This is a genomic window from Actinomadura madurae (assembly GCF_047130825.1).
Classification (GTDB): Bacteria; Actinomycetota; Actinomycetes; order Streptosporangiales; family Streptosporangiaceae; genus Spirillospora; species Spirillospora madurae.
Window position 1 is genome coordinate 2,432,974 of the sequence record NZ_CP083237.1, and the last position, 17,873, is coordinate 2,450,846.

Consider the following 17,873-nt stretch of genomic DNA (forward strand, 5'->3'; position numbering starts at 1 on the left):
CATCGATGAACACAGTGCCCCTGGTCACTCCACCGACGAAGGAGGACCCATGAGCCGCCGGCTGCGCGTCGAGGACCTCACCGACCTGGCCGTCCCATCGCATCCGGTGCTGTCGCCGGACGGGAGCCGGATCGCGTACGTGCTCCGGACGCTGGACGCGGCCGCCGACCGCGCCATCGATCGGCTGTGGCTGGCCGGCACGGACGGCGCCGCACCCCGGCGCCTCACCTCCGGTCCGGCCGACACCGCGCCGGCCTGGTCGCCGGACGGAAGCCGGATCGCGTTCCTCCGCGACGGTCAGGTGGCCGTGCTCGACGCCGGAGGAGGCGAGCCCGAACGGCTGACCGGCCTGCCGCTCGGAGCCGGGGCTCCGCACTGGAGCCCGGACGGCCGCCGGCTCGCCTTCACCGCGCCGGTCGACCCGACCGGCGGCGCGCGGACGCCGATGGTCTCCGACGGCCTCGACTACCAGGCCGACGGGGAGGGGATGCGCGGCCCGGTACGCCGGCAACTGCACGTCCTGGACCTGGACGGCGGCGAGATCCGTCAGGTCACCGACGGACCGGAGAGCGCCGGCGCCCTGGCCTGGTCGCCGGACGGCGCCGTCCTCGCCTTCACCCGCGGGGCCGGCGCCGACAGCGACCTGCGCCACCGCACGCCGGTCCACCTGCTGGAAGTGGACGCACCGCACGCACGGCCACGCGTGCTCGCCTTCGCCGACGGGGTCGCCGCCACCGTCGGCTGGGTCGCCGACGGCTCGGCACTGCTCGTGGTCGGCTGGCCCGGCGACCCGGCCGGGCACGCCCGCCTGTACCGCGTCGACGCGGTCGGCGGCGAGGCGACCGACCTGTCGGGCGCGCTCGACCGCAACGTGATGCCCGGCGCTCCCGCCTATCCCGGCGGTCTGCCGCAGGAACACGAGGGCCGGGTCGTGTTCTGCCTGCGCGACCACGGCTGCGCCCACCTGTGGTCGGTCACGACCTGGGGCGATGACGCACGCCCGGTCGTCGCCGGGGCCGGCCGGGTCGTCTCGGGACTGTCGACCGGTGGCGGCCGCGCGGCGTTCGCACTCACCACCCCCACGTCATTCGGTGAGATCGCGGTCGTGGACCTGGCGACCGGTAGCGAGACCGTGCTGACCGACCATGGTGCCGCACTCGCCGACGTCGACCTGTACCCCCGCGAGGAGCGCTGGTTCACCGTCTCCGACGGAACCGCGGTGCAGGCATGGCTGATGCACGATCCCACGCGCCGCGGCCCGCGGCCGGTGCTTCTCGACGTGCACGGCGGCCCGCACAACGCGTGGAACGCGGCGGCGGACGAGATCCACTTCTACCACCAGGAGCTGGTCGCCCGCGGCTGGGCGGTGCTGCTGGTCAATCCGCGCGGCAGCGACGGGTACGGCGAGGCGTTCTACGACGGCGTCCGCGGCGGCTGGGGCGTCAAGGACGCGGCCGACTTCCTCGAACCGCTCGACCGGCTCGTCGCCGAGGGGTTCGCGGATCCGGACCGGCTCGCGGTGGCGGGCTACAGCTACGGCGGCTTCATGACCTGCTGGCTGACCGGTCACGACGACCGGTTCGCGGCGGCCGTCGCCGGCGGCACGGTCAGCGACCTGGTGAGCATGGGCGGCTCCAGCGACGACTGCCACATCCTCAGCGCGTACGAACTCGACGGCGCCCCGTGGGAGAAGCCCGCGGAGTACGCCGCGATGTCACCGCTGACTCACGTGGCCGACGTGCGTACACCGACCCTGCTGCTGCACGGCGCCTCCGACCTGACCTGCCCGCTCGGGCAGGCGCAGCAGTGGCACACCGCGCTGCGCGAGCGAGGCGTCCCGACCCGGCTGGTCGTCTACCCGGACGCATCGCACGTCTTCATCCTCCTCGGCCCGCCCTCGCAGCGGCTCGATTTCAACCACCGTGTACTGGACTGGCTCGAACAGCACACCCGCCGGGCGGGGCGTGCACGCATCGACGGCGCCCACTGGCAGCGGCGGCTGGCCCGGCTCGCCGAGCGGCACGACGTACCCGGCGCGCAACTCGGCGTCCTCCGCATCGGGGAGAACGACGACGAGCTGGTCGAGGCCGCGCACGGCGTCCTGCACGTCCGCACCGGCGCACCGGTCGCCACCGACTCGCTGTTCCAGATCGGCTCGATCACCAAGGTCTGGACCGCGACCGTGGCCATGGCCCTGGTCGACGAGGGGTTGCTCGCGCTGGACACGCCGGTCGCCGAGGTCCTGCCCGAGCTGCGGCTCGCCAGTCCCGAGGTCACGAAGTCGGTCACGCTGCGGCATCTGCTCACCCACACCAGCGGCATCGACGGTGACGTGTTCACCGACACCGGCCGCGGCGACGACTGCCTGGAGAAGTACGTGGACGTGCTCGGCGGGGCCGGGCAGAACCACCCGCTGGGCGCCACCTTCTCCTACTGCAACTCCGGCTACGTGCTGCTGGGCCGGGTGATCGAGAAGGTCACCGGGCAGACCTGGGACCAGGCGCTGCGCGACCGGCTGTGCACCCCGCTGGGCCTGACGCACACGGTGACCCTGCCCGAGGAGGCGCTGCTCTTCTCCACCGCGGTCGGCCACGAAGAGCGCGACGGCAGGCTCGACACGGTGCCCGCCTGGATGCTGCCCCGGTCGATCGGCCCGGCAGGGCTGATCGACTCGACCGCCGCCGACGTCCTGGCGTTCGCGCGTCTGCACCTGACCGGCGGCCTCGCGGCCGACGGCACGCGGATCCTCAGCGAGGAGAGTGCCGCGGCCATGGCCGCGCACCAGGCCGACCTGCCCGACAAGCAGGTCCTCGGCGACTCCTGGGGCCTCGGCTGGATCCGGTTCGGCTGGGACGGGCACCGCCTGATCGGCCACGACGGCAACACTCTCGGCCAGACGGCGTTCCTGCGAGTGCTCCCCGACCAGGGCCTCGCCGTCGTCCTGCTCACCAACGGCGGCCGCCCCCGCGACCTCTTCCAGGACCTGTACCGGGAGATCTTCGCCGAGGTCGCCGGCATCACGATGCCGGAGCCGTTCGCGCCATCGCCCGAGCCGGTGACCGTGGACGTGACACCCTACGTCGGCGTCTACGAGCGGGCCGGCTTGCGGACGGACGTCGAGAACCGCCCGCAGGGACCCCTGCTCCGCACCACCATCACCGGCCCGCTCGCCGAGCTGGTACCCGACCCGGTCGAGGAGCACCCGCTGGTCCCGGTCGGTCCCACCTTGTTCGCCGTCAAGTCGCCCGAGGCGGAGACCTGGGTGCCGGTCACCTTCTACGAGCTGCCGACCGGTGAGCAGTACCTGCACTTCGGCGTACGCGCCACCCCGAAGGTGGACCGGTGATCCACGACCTGCTCGCCGACGCGCGCGCCCTCATCGAGTGCGAGTCGCCCTCCACCGATCCGGCCGCCGTCGCACGCTCGGCCGAGGTCGTCGCCCGGGTCGGCACCGCCCGCCTCGGCGTCGCACCCGAGCGGATCGTGCTGGACGGATGTACCCACCTGCGCTGGCGACTCGGGGCCGGACCGTCCCGCGTGCTGCTGCTCGGCCACCACGACACGGTCTGGCCGCTCGGCACGCTGGCCGGCCACCCGTGCACCGTCGAGGACGGGATCCTCCGCGGACCCGGCTGCTTCGACATGAAGGCCGGCCTGGCCATGGCGTTCCGCGCGGCCGCCGGGCTCGACGGCGTGACGCTGCTCGTGACCGGCGACGAGGAGATCGGCTCGCCCAGCTCCCGCGCGCTGATCGAGCGAGAGGCCAGGGCGGTGACGGCCGCCCTGGTGTTCGAGGCGTCCGCCGACGGCGGTGCCCTCAAGACCGAGCGCAAGGGCGCCGCGCGATACGAGATCCGCGTGGCCGGGCGTGCCGCCCACGCCGGGCTCGAGCCGGAGCGGGGCGTGAACGCCACGGTGCAACTCGCCCACCAGGTGCTGGCCGTCAGCGTGCTCGCCGACCGGGAGGCCGGGACCACGGTCACGCCCACCGTCGCCCGCGCCGGAACCACCGCCAACACCGTCCCTGCCGACGGCGCGTTCGCCGTTGACGTAAGGGCCAGGACCGTGGCGGAACAGGAACGGGTCGACCGGGCGCTCCGCGCTCTGGGGCCCACGGTGCCCGGCGCGCGCGTCGAGACGATTCCCGGCCCGAGCCGCCCTCCCCTTGAGGCCGCGGCCTCGGCACCGCTCTATGGGTTGCTGTGCCGGATCGCCGGGGAGCTGGGACTGCCCGGGCCGTCCCAGGCCGCCGTCGGTGGCGCATCCGACGGGAACCTCACCGCCGGCGTCGGCACGCCCACCCTGGACGGCCTCGGCGCGGTCGGCGGCGGCGCCCATGCCGCCGACGAGCACGTCCTGGTCGAGGAGATGCCCGCGCGGACCGCGCTGGTGCGCGCGCTGGTCGAACGGCTGGTGGCCGCCGCACCGGATCCACTCGCCACGTCCACCGCGGCACGGCCGTGACCGCCGACGAGCTGAGGAGCAGGAGCGCCGTGACCGAGCGGAGCGAGAGAACCGACAGCCCCGGCACCGTGGTCACGGGGCTGGCGAAGGAGACCCGGTGACCGATATCAGCGTCGCGAACGCGGAGCCGGTGCTGGTCTCCGCGGCCCTGGCCGCGGAGACCGCGGCCAGTGCGGCCGGCGTCTCCGTGCGCGAACTCACCGACATCACCGAGCTCGCCGACATGGTCAGCCTCTTCGCCGCCATCTGGGGCCGGTCGGACAACCCGCCGGTGACCATCGAACTGCTGCGCGCCTTCGCCAAAGCCGGCAACTACGTGGCGGGCGCGTTCGACGGCGACCGGCTGATCGGCGCCTGCGTGGGCTTCTTCGCTCCGGCGGGCGGCGTCCTCCACAGCCACATCGCCGGTGTCTCGGCGGACGCCACCGGCCGCAGTGTCGGTTTCGCGCTCAAACAGCACCAGCGGGCCTGGGCGTTGCTGCGCGATGTCGACGAGATCGCCTGGACGTTCGACCCGCTGGTGGCCAGGAACGCCTACTTCAACCTCGTGAAGCTGGCCGCGCGGCCGGTGGAGTACCTGCCGAACTTCTACGGCCCGATGGTCGACGCCATCAACAGCGACGGAGAGACCGACCGGCTCCTGGTGCGCTGGCGGCTCCGCGACGACGCGGTGGCCGTCGCCTGTCTCGGGGGTGGTGCCGGCGAGGTGGCCGCGGACGAGCTGAGGGCGGGCGCCGTGGTCGCGCTGGACATCGCCGAGGACGGCGGCCCGGTGCCCGGCAGGCTCGACGGCGCGACCTCACTCGTCGCCGTGCCCTGGGACATCACGGCACTCCGCGCGAACGAACCGGAGCTGGCACGGCGCTGGCGGCTCGCCGTCCGCGGGGCGCTCATCGGCCTGGCCGAGCGCGGTGGGCGGATCGACGGCTTCGACCGCACGGGCTGGTACATCGTACGGAGTGAATCGTGAAACTCACCGACGTCGAACTGCGACGGATCTCCATGCCCCTGGTGGCGCCGTTCCGCACCTCGTTCGGCACCGAGACCGCCCGCGACATCCTGCTCGTGCGCGCGATCGCTGAAGACGCCGAAGGCTGGGGCGAGTGCGCGGCGATGACCGGTCCCCGCTACTCCTCCGAGTACGTCGACGCGGCGGCGGACGTGCTGCGCCGGTTCCTCGTTCCCGCGGTGATGGCGGCCGGGTCGCCGGCGGCCCACTCCGTCGCGGAGGTCCTCGTGCCTTTCAAGGGCCACCGCATGGCCAAGGCGGCGCTCGAGATGGCGGTGCTGGACGCCGAACTGCGCGCCGAGGGCCGCTCGTTCGGCCGGGAGCTCGGCTCCGTGCGCGAACGGGTCCCGTGCGGTGTCTCGGTCGGGATCATGAACAGCGTTCCCGAGCTCCTCGACGCCGTCGGCGGTTACCTCGCCGAGGGCTACGTCCGCGTCAAACTCAAGATCGAGCCCGGCTGGGACGTCGAACCGGTTCGCGCGGTCCGCGAGCGGTACGGCGACGACCTGCTGCTCCAGGTGGACGCCAACACGGCGTACACCCTGGCCGACGCGCGGCACCTGGCCCGGCTGGACCCCTTCGACCTGCTCCTGATCGAGCAGCCGCTGGACGAGGAGGACATGCTCGGCCACGTGGACCTGGCCGGGCGGATCCGGACACCGATCTGCCTGGACGAGTCCATCACCTCGGCCCGCGACGCCGCGGCCGCGATCCGGCTGGGCGCCTGCCAGGTGGTGAACATCAAGCCGGGGCGGGTCGGCGGATACCTGGAGGCCCGCCGGATCCACGACGTCTGCGTGGCGCACGGCGTCCCGGTGTGGTGCGGCGGGATGCTGGAGACCGGCCTCGGCCGGGCCGCCAACGTCGCGCTCGCCGCGCTGCCCGGGTTCACGCTGCCGGGCGACACCTCGGCCTCCGGCCGGTACTACGCGTCCGATATCACCCGGCCGTTCGTGCTCGACGAGGGCCACCTCGCCGTCCCCACCGGGCCCGGACTCGGCCTAGTGCCGGCGGCGGACCGGCTCGCCGAGGTCACCACCGCGACTGAACGGATCACCTGTTGAGCGGTCAGGCTGGATGACCGCCGTGGGGCGCGTCTACCGTGAGATCGTGCAGCACTCGGTCACCGCGGGCCCACGCGCGAATCTCAGCCGGGTCGTCGCCGACCTGGGCGCTACCCTGCTCGAACTCGTGCACGGCGACCCCGACCGTCCGGGAGAGATCAGCGCGGTCGTGTTCCACGACCCGCTCGACCAGCCGGTGCTGCCCTCCCACGCGCTGGTGCTCGGTGTCGGAGTCGAGGCTCCCGGCCGCGTCGCCGCCCTTCTGCGTACGCTGGGGCGCCAGAACGCGGCCGCGCTCGTCCTCCGCGAGCCGGTCCCGCTCACCGACGCGGTACGGGCCGCCGCCGACGAGGCGTCGGTCGCCGTGCTCGGCCTGCGCCGCGGCGCCCCGTGGGGCCACCTCAGCGAGATGCTCCGGTCCCTGCTCAACCAGGGCGCGGCCGCCGGTCCCGCCGAGGAGGAGTCACTCGGCGGGCTGCCCGCGGGCGACCTGTTCGCGGTCGCCAACGCCATCGCGGCGCTGCTGGACGCACCGGTCACCATCGAGGACCGCAACTCCCGCGTGCTCGCCTTCTCCGGCCGCCAGGACGAGGCCGACCCCTCCCGCGTCGAGACCATCCTCGGCCGCCAGGTGCCGGAGCGGTACGCGCGCATCCTGCACGAGCGCGGGATCTTCCGGGATCTGCTCCGCAGCGACCAGACCGTCTTCATCGAACCCATCGCCGACGGGGCGGGCGGCTACACGCTGCCACGCGTCGCCGTCTCCGTGCGTGCGGGCGATGAGGTGCTCGGTTCCGTCTGGGCGGCGATACCCGAACCCCTCAGCGACGAGCGCGACGAGGCGCTGCGCGAGTCGGCCAAGCTGGTCGCCCTGCACATGCTCAGGGTCCGCGCCGGCGCCGACGTGCAGCGGCGGATGCGGGCCGACCTGCTGAGCACCGCGCTCGAAGGCGGCGTCGGCGCGGGTGAGGCGCTCGAACGGCTCGGCCTGTCGGGCCAGCCGCTGCTGGTCCTGGGCGTGACTCTCGACGAACGCGGCCTGCACTCCACCGACAGCGCCACCGTGGTCCACGACCGGCAGTCGCTCAACGACGCGTTCGCCCTGCACCTGTCCGCGATCCACCCCCGGTCCACGGCGGCGGCGATCGGCGCGGTCACCTACGGGCTGGTGCCCCTGACCGGCGCCCCGGACAAGGCGGAGACCGGCGCGGTGCGGATCCTCCAGGACTTCCTGGATCGGGTGGGCGACCGGCTGCCGCCGATCAGCGCGGTGGGCCCGATGGCGCTCGACCTGTCCGGTGTGGCCCACAGCCGATCCTGCGTCGACCGGGTTCTGCGGGTGCTCCGCGAGGGACGCCTCCATCGGCGGATCGGCCGTTTCGACGAGCTGCAGGGCGAAGCGCTGATCTCGGAGCTGCGCGACCTCACCAGGGCCCGGGGCGAGAAGCCGGCGGGAGCGCTGGCGCGGCTGATCGACTACGACCGCCGGCACCGCGGCAATCTCGTCCAGACCCTCCGCGCCTGGCTGCACGCCTTCGGCGACGTGGCCGCGGCCGCCGAATCGGTCGCCGTCCATCAGAACACCTTCCGCTACCGGCTCCGGCGGATCGCCGAGGTCGGCCAGTGTGATCTCGGCGACCCCGACCAGCGATTCGCCATGATGGTGCAACTCCAGGTCCTCCGCCTCAACGGCCCACCCGACGCCTGATTCCCGTCCCGCCGACCGTGGGTCCTCAACGCCGATCGACGCGTCGCTCAGCGGCCTTCCTTCGGACATCGCCGACCTTTCGCGCGGTCAGGTGGGGAGGGTGGAGAGGGCCTTGGTGTAGAGGTGGGTCGGGTTGTTCGGGGTGGGGGTGTAGTAGCCCGGGAGCGGGGGGAGGTCGCGGGCGTGCGGGAGTAGGGCGTGGACGACGTCGGCGGCGCTGGAGGGGCGGGTGGACGGGTCTTCGGCGAGGAGGGCGTCGATGACGTGCGCCAGTGATCCGGCGAGGTCGTCGCGGAATCCCGCGGGTCGCTCGGCCGGGTGACGGCCGGTGAGGAGTTCGTGGAGGACGCAGCCGGCCGAGTACAGGTCGGCGCGGGCGTCGGCGGCGGCGTAGCCGTCGAGTTCGGGGGCGATGTAGCGGGCGGAGCCGGGGGCCTCGCCGGGGCGGGTGATCGCGGAGAACTCGGCGGGGTCGAGGGCGGTGGCGACGCCGAAGTCGAGGATTCTCACGGTTCCGTCGGGCGCGAGGACGATGTTGGACGGGGTGAGGTCCCGGTGGATCAGCCCTGCCCCGTGCGCGGCGGCCAGGGCGGCGCAGAACTGCGCGCCGATCACGGCGGCCCAGGGGACGGGGAGCGGGTCGTCGCCGCGTTCGGCGATGAGGTCGCGGAGGCTCACGGCGCCGGGGACGAGTTCCATGACGATGAACAGTTCGTCGTCGTGGGCGCCGAAGTCGTACAGGGCGGGGATGCCGGGGTGGCGGAGGCGGGCGAGGATGCGGGCCTCCCGGTAGAAGCGGCGGCGGGCGGCGGAGCGGTCGGGCAGGCCGGGGCGGATGACCTTGATGGCGACCTGGCGGTTGAGGCGGTCGTCGGTGCCCTCCCAGATCTGCCCCATGCCGCCGACGCCGAGGGGCTTGCCGCGCGTGTAGCGGCCGCCGATCTTCACCGGTCCCCCAGGAACGGGCTCGGGTCGCCGTGCCAGGTGACGTGGAGGGTGTCGCGGGCGCGGGTGGCGGCGACGAACAGCAGGGAGCGGGCGCGCTGGAGTTCCCGCCGGTAGCGGGCCGGGTCCGACTGCTCCCATCTGCGCAGGTAGGACTGCGGGACGAGACCGTCGGAGACACCCGCGACGATCACGTGCTGGTATTCGAGGCCCTTGAAGCGGTGCATGGTGCCGATGTGGACGACGTCGTCGACGCGGGGCCCGTCCGGCCCGATGGAGGCGGCGGGGATGCCCGCGCGGGCGAGGCGGGCCTCCATCTCGGCGACCATGGCGCGTTCCGGGACGCTGATCGCGATGGACGGCGAGGGCCCGTCGATCAGCTCGCTGACCGTGGCGGCGATGTAGTCCTGCTCGTCCTCCCAGGTCGGGGCGCCGTGCAGGACGGGCCGGGAGCCGCGCAGGACGGAGCGGTAGCCGCCGAGCTCGTCGGTCTCGCCGTCGAGGTCGTCCCAGGACTCCTCGCCGAGGAGCCGGACGGCGGAGCCGAGGATCTCGTGCGTGGTGCGGTAGCTGAGGGTGAGCCGGGAGGAGCGGCGCCCCCGGATGTTGATGCCGAGGACGCTCAGCGAGACGTAGTTGTCGTAGAGCCGCTGGTGGACGTCGCCGACGAGGAAGATGTCGTCGGGGCCTTCGGGGACCATGGCGCGGAGCATCTTCCAGTGCGCGGCGGCGAGGTCCTGGGCCTCGTCGACGACGATGTGGGAGTAGCGCGGGCGCATCCGGGCGACGGAGGCGTCCTCGCGGTGGATGTTGAGGCCGCCTTCCCGGTGCCGGCGCATCTTCTCGGCGCGTTCCTGTTCGAGGCGGGCGGCGTGCTCGGCGACCTGCCGGTAGGTCCACAGGTTCTTCTCGTCGAGGCGGAGCCGGAACTTCTCGACGAGCCGCCAGATCTCGGCGCGCTGGGCGCGGCCGATGCTGCGTCCGCGTCCGGGGCGGCGGGTGCGGAAGTAGTCGGCGCGGGAGTTGCCGGACATGCCGAGGATGACGTGGGTCCATTCGGCGTGCAGGAACTCGGGGTCCCAGCGGGTCTCGCCGAGTTCCAGCAGCAGGTCGCGCCATTCCTGGACGGCTTTGGCGTCGTCGATCCAGCGGCGTTTGCCGCCGGGTTCGGCGCGGGCGACGACGTCGGCGGCGAGCTTGTCGATGTTGACGATCTCGACACGGGACACGGTCTCGGGGCCGCCGAGTTCGAGGAGGCGTTTGCGGAGGTCGGCGGCGAGGTTCTTGTTGTAGGTGGTGAGCAGGACGGGTTTGCCGCCGCCGGGCGGGAGCCCGTCGACGAGGTGCTTGACGCGGTGCAGCGCGACGATGGTCTTGCCGGTGCCGGGGCCGCCGCTGACCCGGGCGGAGCCCTTGTGGTCGCGCTCGACGAGCTTGCGCTGGCTCGGGTGGAGGAACACCTTCCAGCGGCCGAAGTCGTCTTCGAGGACGGCCTGCAGTTCGGTGTCGGACGTGGTGACGCGGGTGGCGGGACGGCCGAGGGCGGCGGCGTAGTCCTCGGTGTCGACGTCGTCCTTGGCCTGGACCGGCGTGGTGATCTTGTCGAGGACCTCGTCGAACGTCCGGCCGAAGTACAGTTCGAGCAGCACTTCCTCGGTGAGCGCCGGGGCGAGCTCGGTGAGGCCGAGCAGCTCCTCCTCGGTGGTGATCTTCCTGATCAGCGGGAGCAGGGCGGCGGCGACGCCGAGCTGCAGGAGCTGGTCGTCGGTGAACCCGCCGAACAGCGGCGGCGCCTCGGCGGGTGGCGCGGGCTTCGCCGCGATCGGCGGAGCGGCGCGGGGGGTGGAGACGTTCTCCTCGACGCTGACGAGGTCGACGAACTCGATCCCGCCCGTCACATCGTTGATCTTGTACTGGTAGCGGCCGAGGTTGTCGTAGACGTCCTTGCGGTGCCGGACGGCGACGAGGATGTAGTCGCGGTTGCCGGCGTGCAGGAGCAGCGCCCGGTAGTCGGCGCTGATCCGGGCGGAGTACAGCCGGTCGTGGCCCTGGAGCTGCTTGAGCCGCAGGCCGCGCGCGTCGGGGTTCTTGCGGAAGTCGTGCTGGAATTCGTAGATCGCGCCTTTGACGACGCGCGGCAGCTTCTGGATCTCCTTGTCGGCCTTGTCGAGCAGCCGCAGCGTGGCCTCGCCCTGCGTGGTCATGGGTTCGCCGCCTTGATTCGTTCCGCCAGTTCGTCACAGTCCCACCAGGCCGCCGAGCGGGTCTCCCAACCGGCTCTCGCGTAGGCGTGGTAGCGGCCGGTGGCCTCGTCGTCGTTGCCCGCGAGGACGACGGCGACCTTGGCGTCCGGCCAGGCCAGTTCGGCCTGCCACGCCTGTTCGCCCAGTTCGTAGCCGACCTCGGGGGCCGGGACGGCGTGCGCCATCAGGCAGCGCGCGAGGTCGGCGAGGCGGGGTTCGTCGGGGTCGAGCAGGTCGAGCACTTCGGCCCAGGCATCGTCGGGCGCGGCCACGTCCGGGGACGGCGGCGGTGGCGGGAGCGGGAGCGGGGATGCCTCGGCGTCCGCCGAGGACGGCGGAGCGCTCGCCCGGTGCGGGTCGGCACGGGTGGGTTCGGGTTCCGGTCGTGCTTCCGGGACGCTGCCGGGCGGCAGGTCGTCGGGGTCGAGCGGCAGCAGGCCGAGCGTCGACAGCAGGCCCGCACCACCCGTGACGGCGAGCGCGGCGGGGTCGAACCCGGAGAGGTCGGTGTGGGCGAGTTGGACACCGTCGCCCTCCCCGTACGACAGGAACTGCAGGAGGTTGCCCCAGTACAGCCAGGCGTGCCAGCGGCGGCGGTGGGCGTCCTCGTCGGCGGTGATCGCGGCGGTCCGGTCGTCGATGACGGCGAGGGCAGTCCAGGCGCGCGTCCGGGCGTTCGCGACGACGGTGACGGGGCAGCCGGAGGCGTCCTCGGTGCGGACGAGCATCAGGTCGCCGGGCGGCGGTTCGGGCAGGGCGTCGTCGCCGCGGACGGCGGCGGTGAGCAGGTCGCCGATCCCGCCGGGCGAGGCGCGCCGCATCTCGGCGCCGGGCATCACGAGGCCGGTCGCGGCCGCTTCGGCACGGCGCCGCCAGCGGTCGGCGTCGGGGTCGGACAGGAAGGCCAGCAGCGTCTGGATCGGGTTGGCCCAGATCAGGTCGGCCAGCTCGGCCGGGTCGCCGCCGCCGTGGAGGTAGCCCTCGCGGGCCCGTCCCTGGGCGATGCCCTGGTACGGGACCCACGCGGGCGACTCTGGGAACAGGCCTCTCTCCCAGTGCTCGACGTCGTCCCAGGTGATCTGGAAGACGACGCGGCCGTGGGCGCGGAGACGGGCGCGTTTGGCGGCGTCGCCGGCGAGCCGGTTGGCGTGCGGGGCGGCGTGGTAGTTGTAGCCGTCGAGGTAGACGGCGACTTCCAGGGGCGCCCCGTCCAGCCGTTTGAAGTAGATGTCGGGCCGGGTCTCCTTGATGGTGTTCTGCAGGATGACCTGCCAGTGGACGACGTCGTCCCCGGAGGTGATGCGCAGGTCGGCGGTGCGCCGGTCGTTGAGCCGGGGGCCGGAGCTGAGGGCGCGGCCGCTGCCGGGCTTGCGCGCCCACCGCATCAACGCGTCGAGGAACCGGGCCTCCAGTTCGCTTTCGACCTGGTTGACGAGGGAGATGTCGTCGGTACTGGCGACGGACGCGGTCTCCCAGTCCTCCAGGAGTTCGCCGAGCATCTCGACGGCGAGGCCGCGGTCGGCCTTGTCGAACTCCTCGCCCCGGACGTGGCGGAGCAGGCAGCGGTGGCAGGCCGCCTTGCCCTCCTCGTTGGCGCACGGGCAGTGGAACACGACCTCGTACGCCTCGTGCAGCACTTCGCGGAAGCCCGCCTCGGTGGACATGCGGTGCAGGTAGCCGGTGCCGCCGGGCAGCGTGTCGTGCAGGACGAGGAACCGCCGCCGGTGGCCGCTGTGGTGCAGGTGGTCGGGCATGGTGGCGGTGACGATCCGCAGGTGGGCGGGGTCACCGCCGTACCTGCGGGCGATCCCGGCCATCAGCGCGGCCTCGAACGTGACGGTCCGCTCGGGGATCATCGTGGTGGCGATGGGGACGAGGATCCGCAGGGCCTCGGTGCGCAGCTCATGGGCGAGGATCAGCGGTTCGTGCTCGACGTCGCCGCCGCGCCGCTGCGGGCACCAGGGGCGGTGGTGGCTGCGGGACGCGTCGTATCCGGAGGTGGTGCCGGTGGGCCTCCCGTCCCCGTCGGGCGGGCCGCCGGAGGTGGCGCCGCCGCACGTCCGGCACACGTGGAACGGGTTCAGCCGCCGCAGGTCCCCGGCGAAGGGGTCGCCGGCGGGGCGGTCCATGCGCAGCGACCCGAGGTTGAAGCGGCGGATCACGGCGCGGCGGGTGAAGTCGACGCCGAACACGCGTCTGGCGTGCCGCCAGGCGCCGGGCGCGATCTCGTCGCGGGGGATGTCGACGGCGACGGCGGTCTCGTAGTAGCGGCGCTGCCGGTCGTCGTGGTCGTCGCGGATGCGGGCGTCGTCGCGCAGGTCGTGGGCGGTGACGCGGGTGGGGATGAGGACGGTGTGCAGGCCGCTTCTGTCGCCGATGCGCTCGTTGCCGCAGCGGGGGCAGGGGCCGTGGTCCTCGGCGGCGGCGGTGGTGCGGACGTAGCCGCATTCCTGGCAGACGCGCCACTGCCGGTAGGCGGGGCGCTGCGGGGTGCCGATGTCGAGTCCGGTGATCTCGTGCCGGTAGCCGCGGATGTAGAAGTGGTTGCCGGGTGCGAGTTCGGTGAGGGCGGTGGACGCGGACCGCTCGTATTCGCGGAGTTCGCTGGAGAAGCGGCGGTCGCCGCGCGCCCTGTTCGTTCGCTGCCCGCCGGTCCGCTGCCGGTCGGCGGGCGCGGGCGCCTCGCCGGCCTCGTCGCCGACGCGCTCCTCCCAGGTGAGGGTGGCCTCCAGTGCGGTGGAGGTGTCGATGAGCGAGTAGTTGGGCAGCAGCCCGAGTTCGACGAGGGTGCCGTGGGCGCCGCCGCGTCCGATCTCGGCGATGCGGGCCTGGACGGCGCGGCGTTCGGCGCGCAGCTCGCCGCGGCGGTTCCGCTGCTGCAGATCCGAGTCGATCATCGCGGCGATGGCGGCGTCGATGACGTCCAGGCGGGCGCGCAGGTCGGCGAGCCGCTCGTCCCAGACGCGGGTCGCGGCGGCGATGCCCTCCTTCAGTCCGGTGACGGCGAAGTCGCGCAGCCGCCGGGCGGCCTCCTCGGTGACGCCGGTCTCGGGGTCGCCTTGGGCGAACAGGGCGAGGAACCCGCCGGCGAGGGCGTCGCCTTCGGCGAGGACGGCGTCCTGGAACGCGGTCAGCCATCCGGACTCGCCGAACAGCGCGGACGCGAGGCGCGGCATCGGGGGCAGCCCGTCGAAGCGTTCGCGGGCGGCGAGGTCGGCGAGGTGCGCGACGTACTGGCGCTGGAGGATCTCGACGGCGGACAGGTGGCAGCCGGGCGGGACGATGTCGCCCGCGATCATGTCGGTGGGGTCGGTCAGGTAGTACCGGTCGCGGGGGTTCCGCCCGATGAGCGTCAGCAGGAAGGCGTTGCCGGTCTTGCGTCCGGCGCGTCCCACCCGCTGGACGTAGCCGGCCGGTGAGCGCGGCAGCGACGCGAGGACGACGGCGGACAGGTCGCCGATGTCGATGCCGAGTTCCAGCGTCGGCGTGCACGCCAGGACGTTCGGGTCGCTGTAGCGGGCGCCGTCGCGGAACCTCCGCTCGACGTCCTCGCGCTGCGGCCGGGTGAGCTGGCCGGTGTGCTCGGCGGTGATGACGCTGAACGGGCGGGCGCTGCGGTAGAGGCGGCGGTAGTAGTCGTTCTCGTACAGGTCGCTGCGGCGCGTGTCGGTGTCGAGGTGTCCGGTGCAGCGGTAGCGGGGGCAGGGCGCCTCGACCCATTCGCGCAGGCTTTCGGGGTGAACGGTCTGCTGCCAGTTGCAGACGGGGCAGTAGACGCCGGCGTTCTCGACCTGGTCGTCGTCGAGTCCGCGGACCTGGACGTGGCCGGGCCGCAGCCCGAAGACGGGGGTGGCGCCGTCCCCGGCGGTGCGGCGCGCGATGACGTCCTCCTCGGTGAGGACGTTCAGCAGCCGGGACAGGTAGTGGCCGGACGCGCCGTGTTCGATGCCGAGGCAGCGGGCCGTCCAGTCCTGGAGCCAGCTGTGGCGCCCGGTGATGCCGTCGAACTCGCTGCGGTTCTTCGGCGCGCCGAGCACGAACCGCGGCGCGGACAGGCCGCGCGGGAACGCGGGCATCCCGTCGGGGCGCTTGCCCCAGATGGTCATGTACCGCTTGGTTCCGGCGCCGTCGATCCACGCGTCGAGCCAGTGGTGCTGGACGGCGCCGCGCATCCGCATGCGTTCCAGCAGCCCGCGCACGTACGCGACGTAGGTGTCGTGGCCGGGGAGGCCGGTGAGGGCGGCGGGTCCGGCGAGCTGGAGGTCGCGGGCCAGGCCGGCGATGCGGTCGATGTCGCGGACGGCGACCTCGGCGGCGACGGTCCGGGTGAGTTCCAGCGTGCGACCCTGCCGGGAGCGGAGCCCGAACTCCAGGACGGACGCGAACGCGAGCCGCTCCCCGATCAGCGTCCAGGTCCGCGCGGACCCTTCGGATTCGCCGGCGAGGAGCGCGTCCACGTCGTCGCGGTCGTGCAGGTCGGGCGGCACCACCGAGGGGAGGTATTCGGGGACGCTGGCCTCCTTGACGGTGTCGGAGATCAGCTCGTGGAGCGGTTTCGGCCCGTCGGCGTCGTCCAGCTGGGACGCGAGGAGCAATCGAAGTGAGAACCCGAACGACCGGTTCGCGACGAACCCGGCGCGGTGCGCGGCGTCCTGCACCGAGTCGTTGAACAGGAGGGTCTTGCGTTCCTGCTTCTGGAGCTGGCCGCCGGTGAACAGTTCCGTCACCGCGACGGACGCGAGCGCGGCCAGCCCGGAGCCGAGGAACCGTGTGCCCTGTTCCATGCCGCAGGCGGGGCAGCGGTCGTTCTCGGCGTCCCGGTTGCTCTCCTTGCCGTGGGAAAGGTCGGCGAGGACGAACACGTCCCGGAAGTCGGCCTTGGCGGAGTTCTCCAGGTCCTTTTCCGGGTCCAGCGGCCGGACGTGCCGGCCGTTCGCCGCCAGCACGAGGACGTTCGGCCCGCCCTGCTCCCCCGCCGCCCGCGCCTCCACCTCGCGCCGCGTCGCGGTGATCAGCGGCCGGACGAGACGCTTCTCGGAGATGCCGGACCGGTAGATGCGGGCCGGTTCGGCGACGAGGTCGTGCGGGTCGCGTTCCGGGGAGATCGCCGCCCAGCCGGACCGCCCGCAGTGGCGGCAGTACACGGCGGGCAGCATCTCCCGTCCGCCGCCGGTGACGGTGGTCTCCGCGTCGAGTGGCGGAGGGGCCTCCCCGTACCAGGCGAACCCGGGCCGGGGGCCGACCGCGCGGAGCAGCCGCGTCACCGACCGCACCCACAGGTGCGTTTCGATGTGGAGGAAGGGGCGACCGGCGTCCTCTGGATCCCTTGCTTCGGACAGCAGGGCGACGAACCGCGCGAGGGCCGTCGCCGCGTGCACGGGGGACAGCCGTATCGCCGTGCCCCAGCTGTAGGCGCCTTTGCGCGGGAGGAGTTCGAGGATCTCCCCGAGCGTGTGCGGCCTCCCGTCGAGGACCTCCAGGACGGCGCTGGTGAGGATGTGCTGCCGGAGGACCTTGCCGAGTTCCTGCGGGGTGAGCGAGTCCCGTCCGGTGACGGCCTGCATGATCTGCGCCATGGCGCCGTCATCGCCGTGCGGGTCGGGAACGGACGCGAGTTCCTGCGGGTCGGGAAGGGGGAGGGTGTAGTCGATCCCGGCGTCTTCGATGAACTCGTCGGTGCTCTGCCGGTCCTCCCCGATCACCGAGTCGGGGCCGAAGGGAGTACCGAACACCGCCTCGGCGACCCGCCGGATCTCGGCTCCGTCCCCGCTCTCCCCCAGCGTCGCGCTCGTCGCGACCGGGCAGATCCCGCCGAGGGGCCTCCCGGGCTCGCTGTGCCCGAGCGCCGCCGCGAGGCGCCGCAGGAGCATCGCCACATCGGTGCCCTGCGCGCCGTCGTAGGTGTGGAACTCGTCCACGACGACGTAGGCGAGGTCGGCGTCCTCCCAGAGCGGGAGATCGTCGGCGCGCTGGAGGAGGAGGTCGAGCATCTTGTAGTTGGTGATGAGGATGTCGGGCCGCGACCGCCGGATCTCGCCCCGGTGCGTGTACACGCGCGGGTAGCCGGTCTCCGGGGTGTCGCCGATGTAGAGGCCCGCGGTGACGTCGCCGAGGCCGGGCTGCCGGAGGTAGTCGTCGAGCCGCTGGGCCTGGTCGGTGGCGAGCGCGTTCATCGGGTACAGCAGGACGGCCTTCACGCCCGTCCTGCCTTGAGCGCGTGCCCTTCGGCAGTGGTCGAGCACCGGGATGAGGAAGGACTCGGTCTTGCCGGAGCCGGTCCCCGTCGTGATCAGGGTCGGCTCCGCCCTGTGGTCGAACGTCGTCAGGCGCCGGAACGCGGCGGCCTGATGGCGGTACGGGACGAATCCGGCCGGCGCCCACTGGAGCAGGCTCCGCCACCCGTCTCCCTCCATACGGAAGGGGGTGCGGATGCGTAGGTA

General features: G+C 73.0%; 8 protein-coding genes. 5 read left to right on the forward strand and 3 right to left on the reverse strand.

Going from position 1 to position 17,873, the window contains the following annotated elements:
• Nucleotides 1-49 precede the first annotated feature (49 nt).
• The 5 genes from K8Z49_RS11105 (at nucleotide 50) to K8Z49_RS11125 (ending at nucleotide 8,245) form a co-directional block, all read left to right on the forward strand.
• On the forward strand, nucleotides 50-3,346 hold the full coding sequence (locus tag K8Z49_RS11105) for a serine hydrolase (protein WP_412518560.1): 3,297 nt from the start codon (nucleotides 50-52) through the stop codon (nucleotides 3,344-3,346).
• The gene (locus tag K8Z49_RS11110) at nucleotides 3,343-4,464 is read left to right on the forward strand and encodes a M20/M25/M40 family metallo-hydrolase (protein ID WP_075020473.1); all 1,122 of its coding nucleotides are present in this window, start codon (nucleotides 3,343-3,345) and stop codon (nucleotides 4,462-4,464) included. Before K8Z49_RS11105 ends, K8Z49_RS11110 begins: the two co-directional genes overlap by 4 nt.
• Nucleotides 4,465-4,561: 97 nt before the next feature.
• Complete coding sequence (locus tag K8Z49_RS11115) at nucleotides 4,562-5,434, forward strand: hypothetical protein (RefSeq protein ID WP_021592499.1); 873 nt, start codon at nucleotides 4,562-4,564, stop codon at nucleotides 5,432-5,434.
• The gene (menC, locus tag K8Z49_RS11120; RefSeq protein ID WP_412518563.1) at nucleotides 5,431-6,537 is read left to right on the forward strand and encodes an o-succinylbenzoate synthase; all 1,107 of its coding nucleotides are present in this window, start codon (nucleotides 5,431-5,433) and stop codon (nucleotides 6,535-6,537) included. The genes K8Z49_RS11115 and menC overlap by 4 nt, the downstream gene beginning before the upstream one ends.
• 13 nt (nucleotides 6,538-6,550) lie before the next feature.
• Nucleotides 6,551-8,245, forward strand: a complete 1,695-nt coding sequence (locus tag K8Z49_RS11125) for a helix-turn-helix domain-containing protein (RefSeq protein ID WP_412518565.1) — start codon at nucleotides 6,551-6,553, stop codon at nucleotides 8,243-8,245.
• An 87-nt stretch (nucleotides 8,246-8,332) separates the two neighbouring features.
• Here K8Z49_RS11125 and K8Z49_RS11130 read toward each other — a convergent pair whose 3' ends face one another.
• Genes K8Z49_RS11130 through K8Z49_RS11140 form a run of 3 tightly spaced genes read right to left on the reverse strand, consistent with a single transcriptional unit; the run spans nucleotide 8,333 to nucleotide 17,846 of the window.
• Nucleotides 8,333-9,193 (reverse strand): serine/threonine-protein kinase, encoded by an 861-nt coding sequence (locus K8Z49_RS11130; protein ID WP_412518567.1) that lies wholly within the window; start codon nucleotides 9,191-9,193, stop codon nucleotides 8,333-8,335.
• Nucleotides 9,190-11,394 carry a UvrD-helicase domain-containing protein gene (locus K8Z49_RS11135; protein ID WP_412518569.1) on the reverse strand — a complete coding sequence of 735 codons (2,205 nt, stop codon included), beginning with the start codon at nucleotides 11,392-11,394 and terminating at the stop codon, nucleotides 9,190-9,192. Before K8Z49_RS11135 ends, K8Z49_RS11130 begins: the two co-directional genes overlap by 4 nt.
• Complete coding sequence (locus K8Z49_RS11140) at nucleotides 11,391-17,846, reverse strand: DEAD/DEAH box helicase (RefSeq protein ID WP_412518571.1); 6,456 nt, start codon at nucleotides 17,844-17,846, stop codon at nucleotides 11,391-11,393. Before K8Z49_RS11140 ends, K8Z49_RS11135 begins: the two co-directional genes overlap by 4 nt.
• Between the last annotated feature and the right edge of the window lie 27 nt (nucleotides 17,847-17,873).

Coding starts and splice junctions, on each gene's coding strand:
- K8Z49_RS11105 (WP_412518560.1), top strand. CDS start 50: ATGAGCCGCCGGCTGCGCGTCGAGGACCTCACCGACCTGGCCGTCCCA.
- K8Z49_RS11125 (WP_412518565.1), top strand. CDS start 6,551: ATGACCGCCGTGGGGCGCGTCTACCGTGAGATCGTGCAGCACTCGGTC.
- K8Z49_RS11135 (WP_412518569.1), bottom strand. CDS start 11,394: ATGACCACGCAGGGCGAGGCCACGCTGCGGCTGCTCGACAAGGCCGAC.
- K8Z49_RS11140 (WP_412518571.1), bottom strand. CDS start 17,846: ATGGAGGGAGACGGGTGGCGGAGCCTGCTCCAGTGGGCGCCGGCCGGA.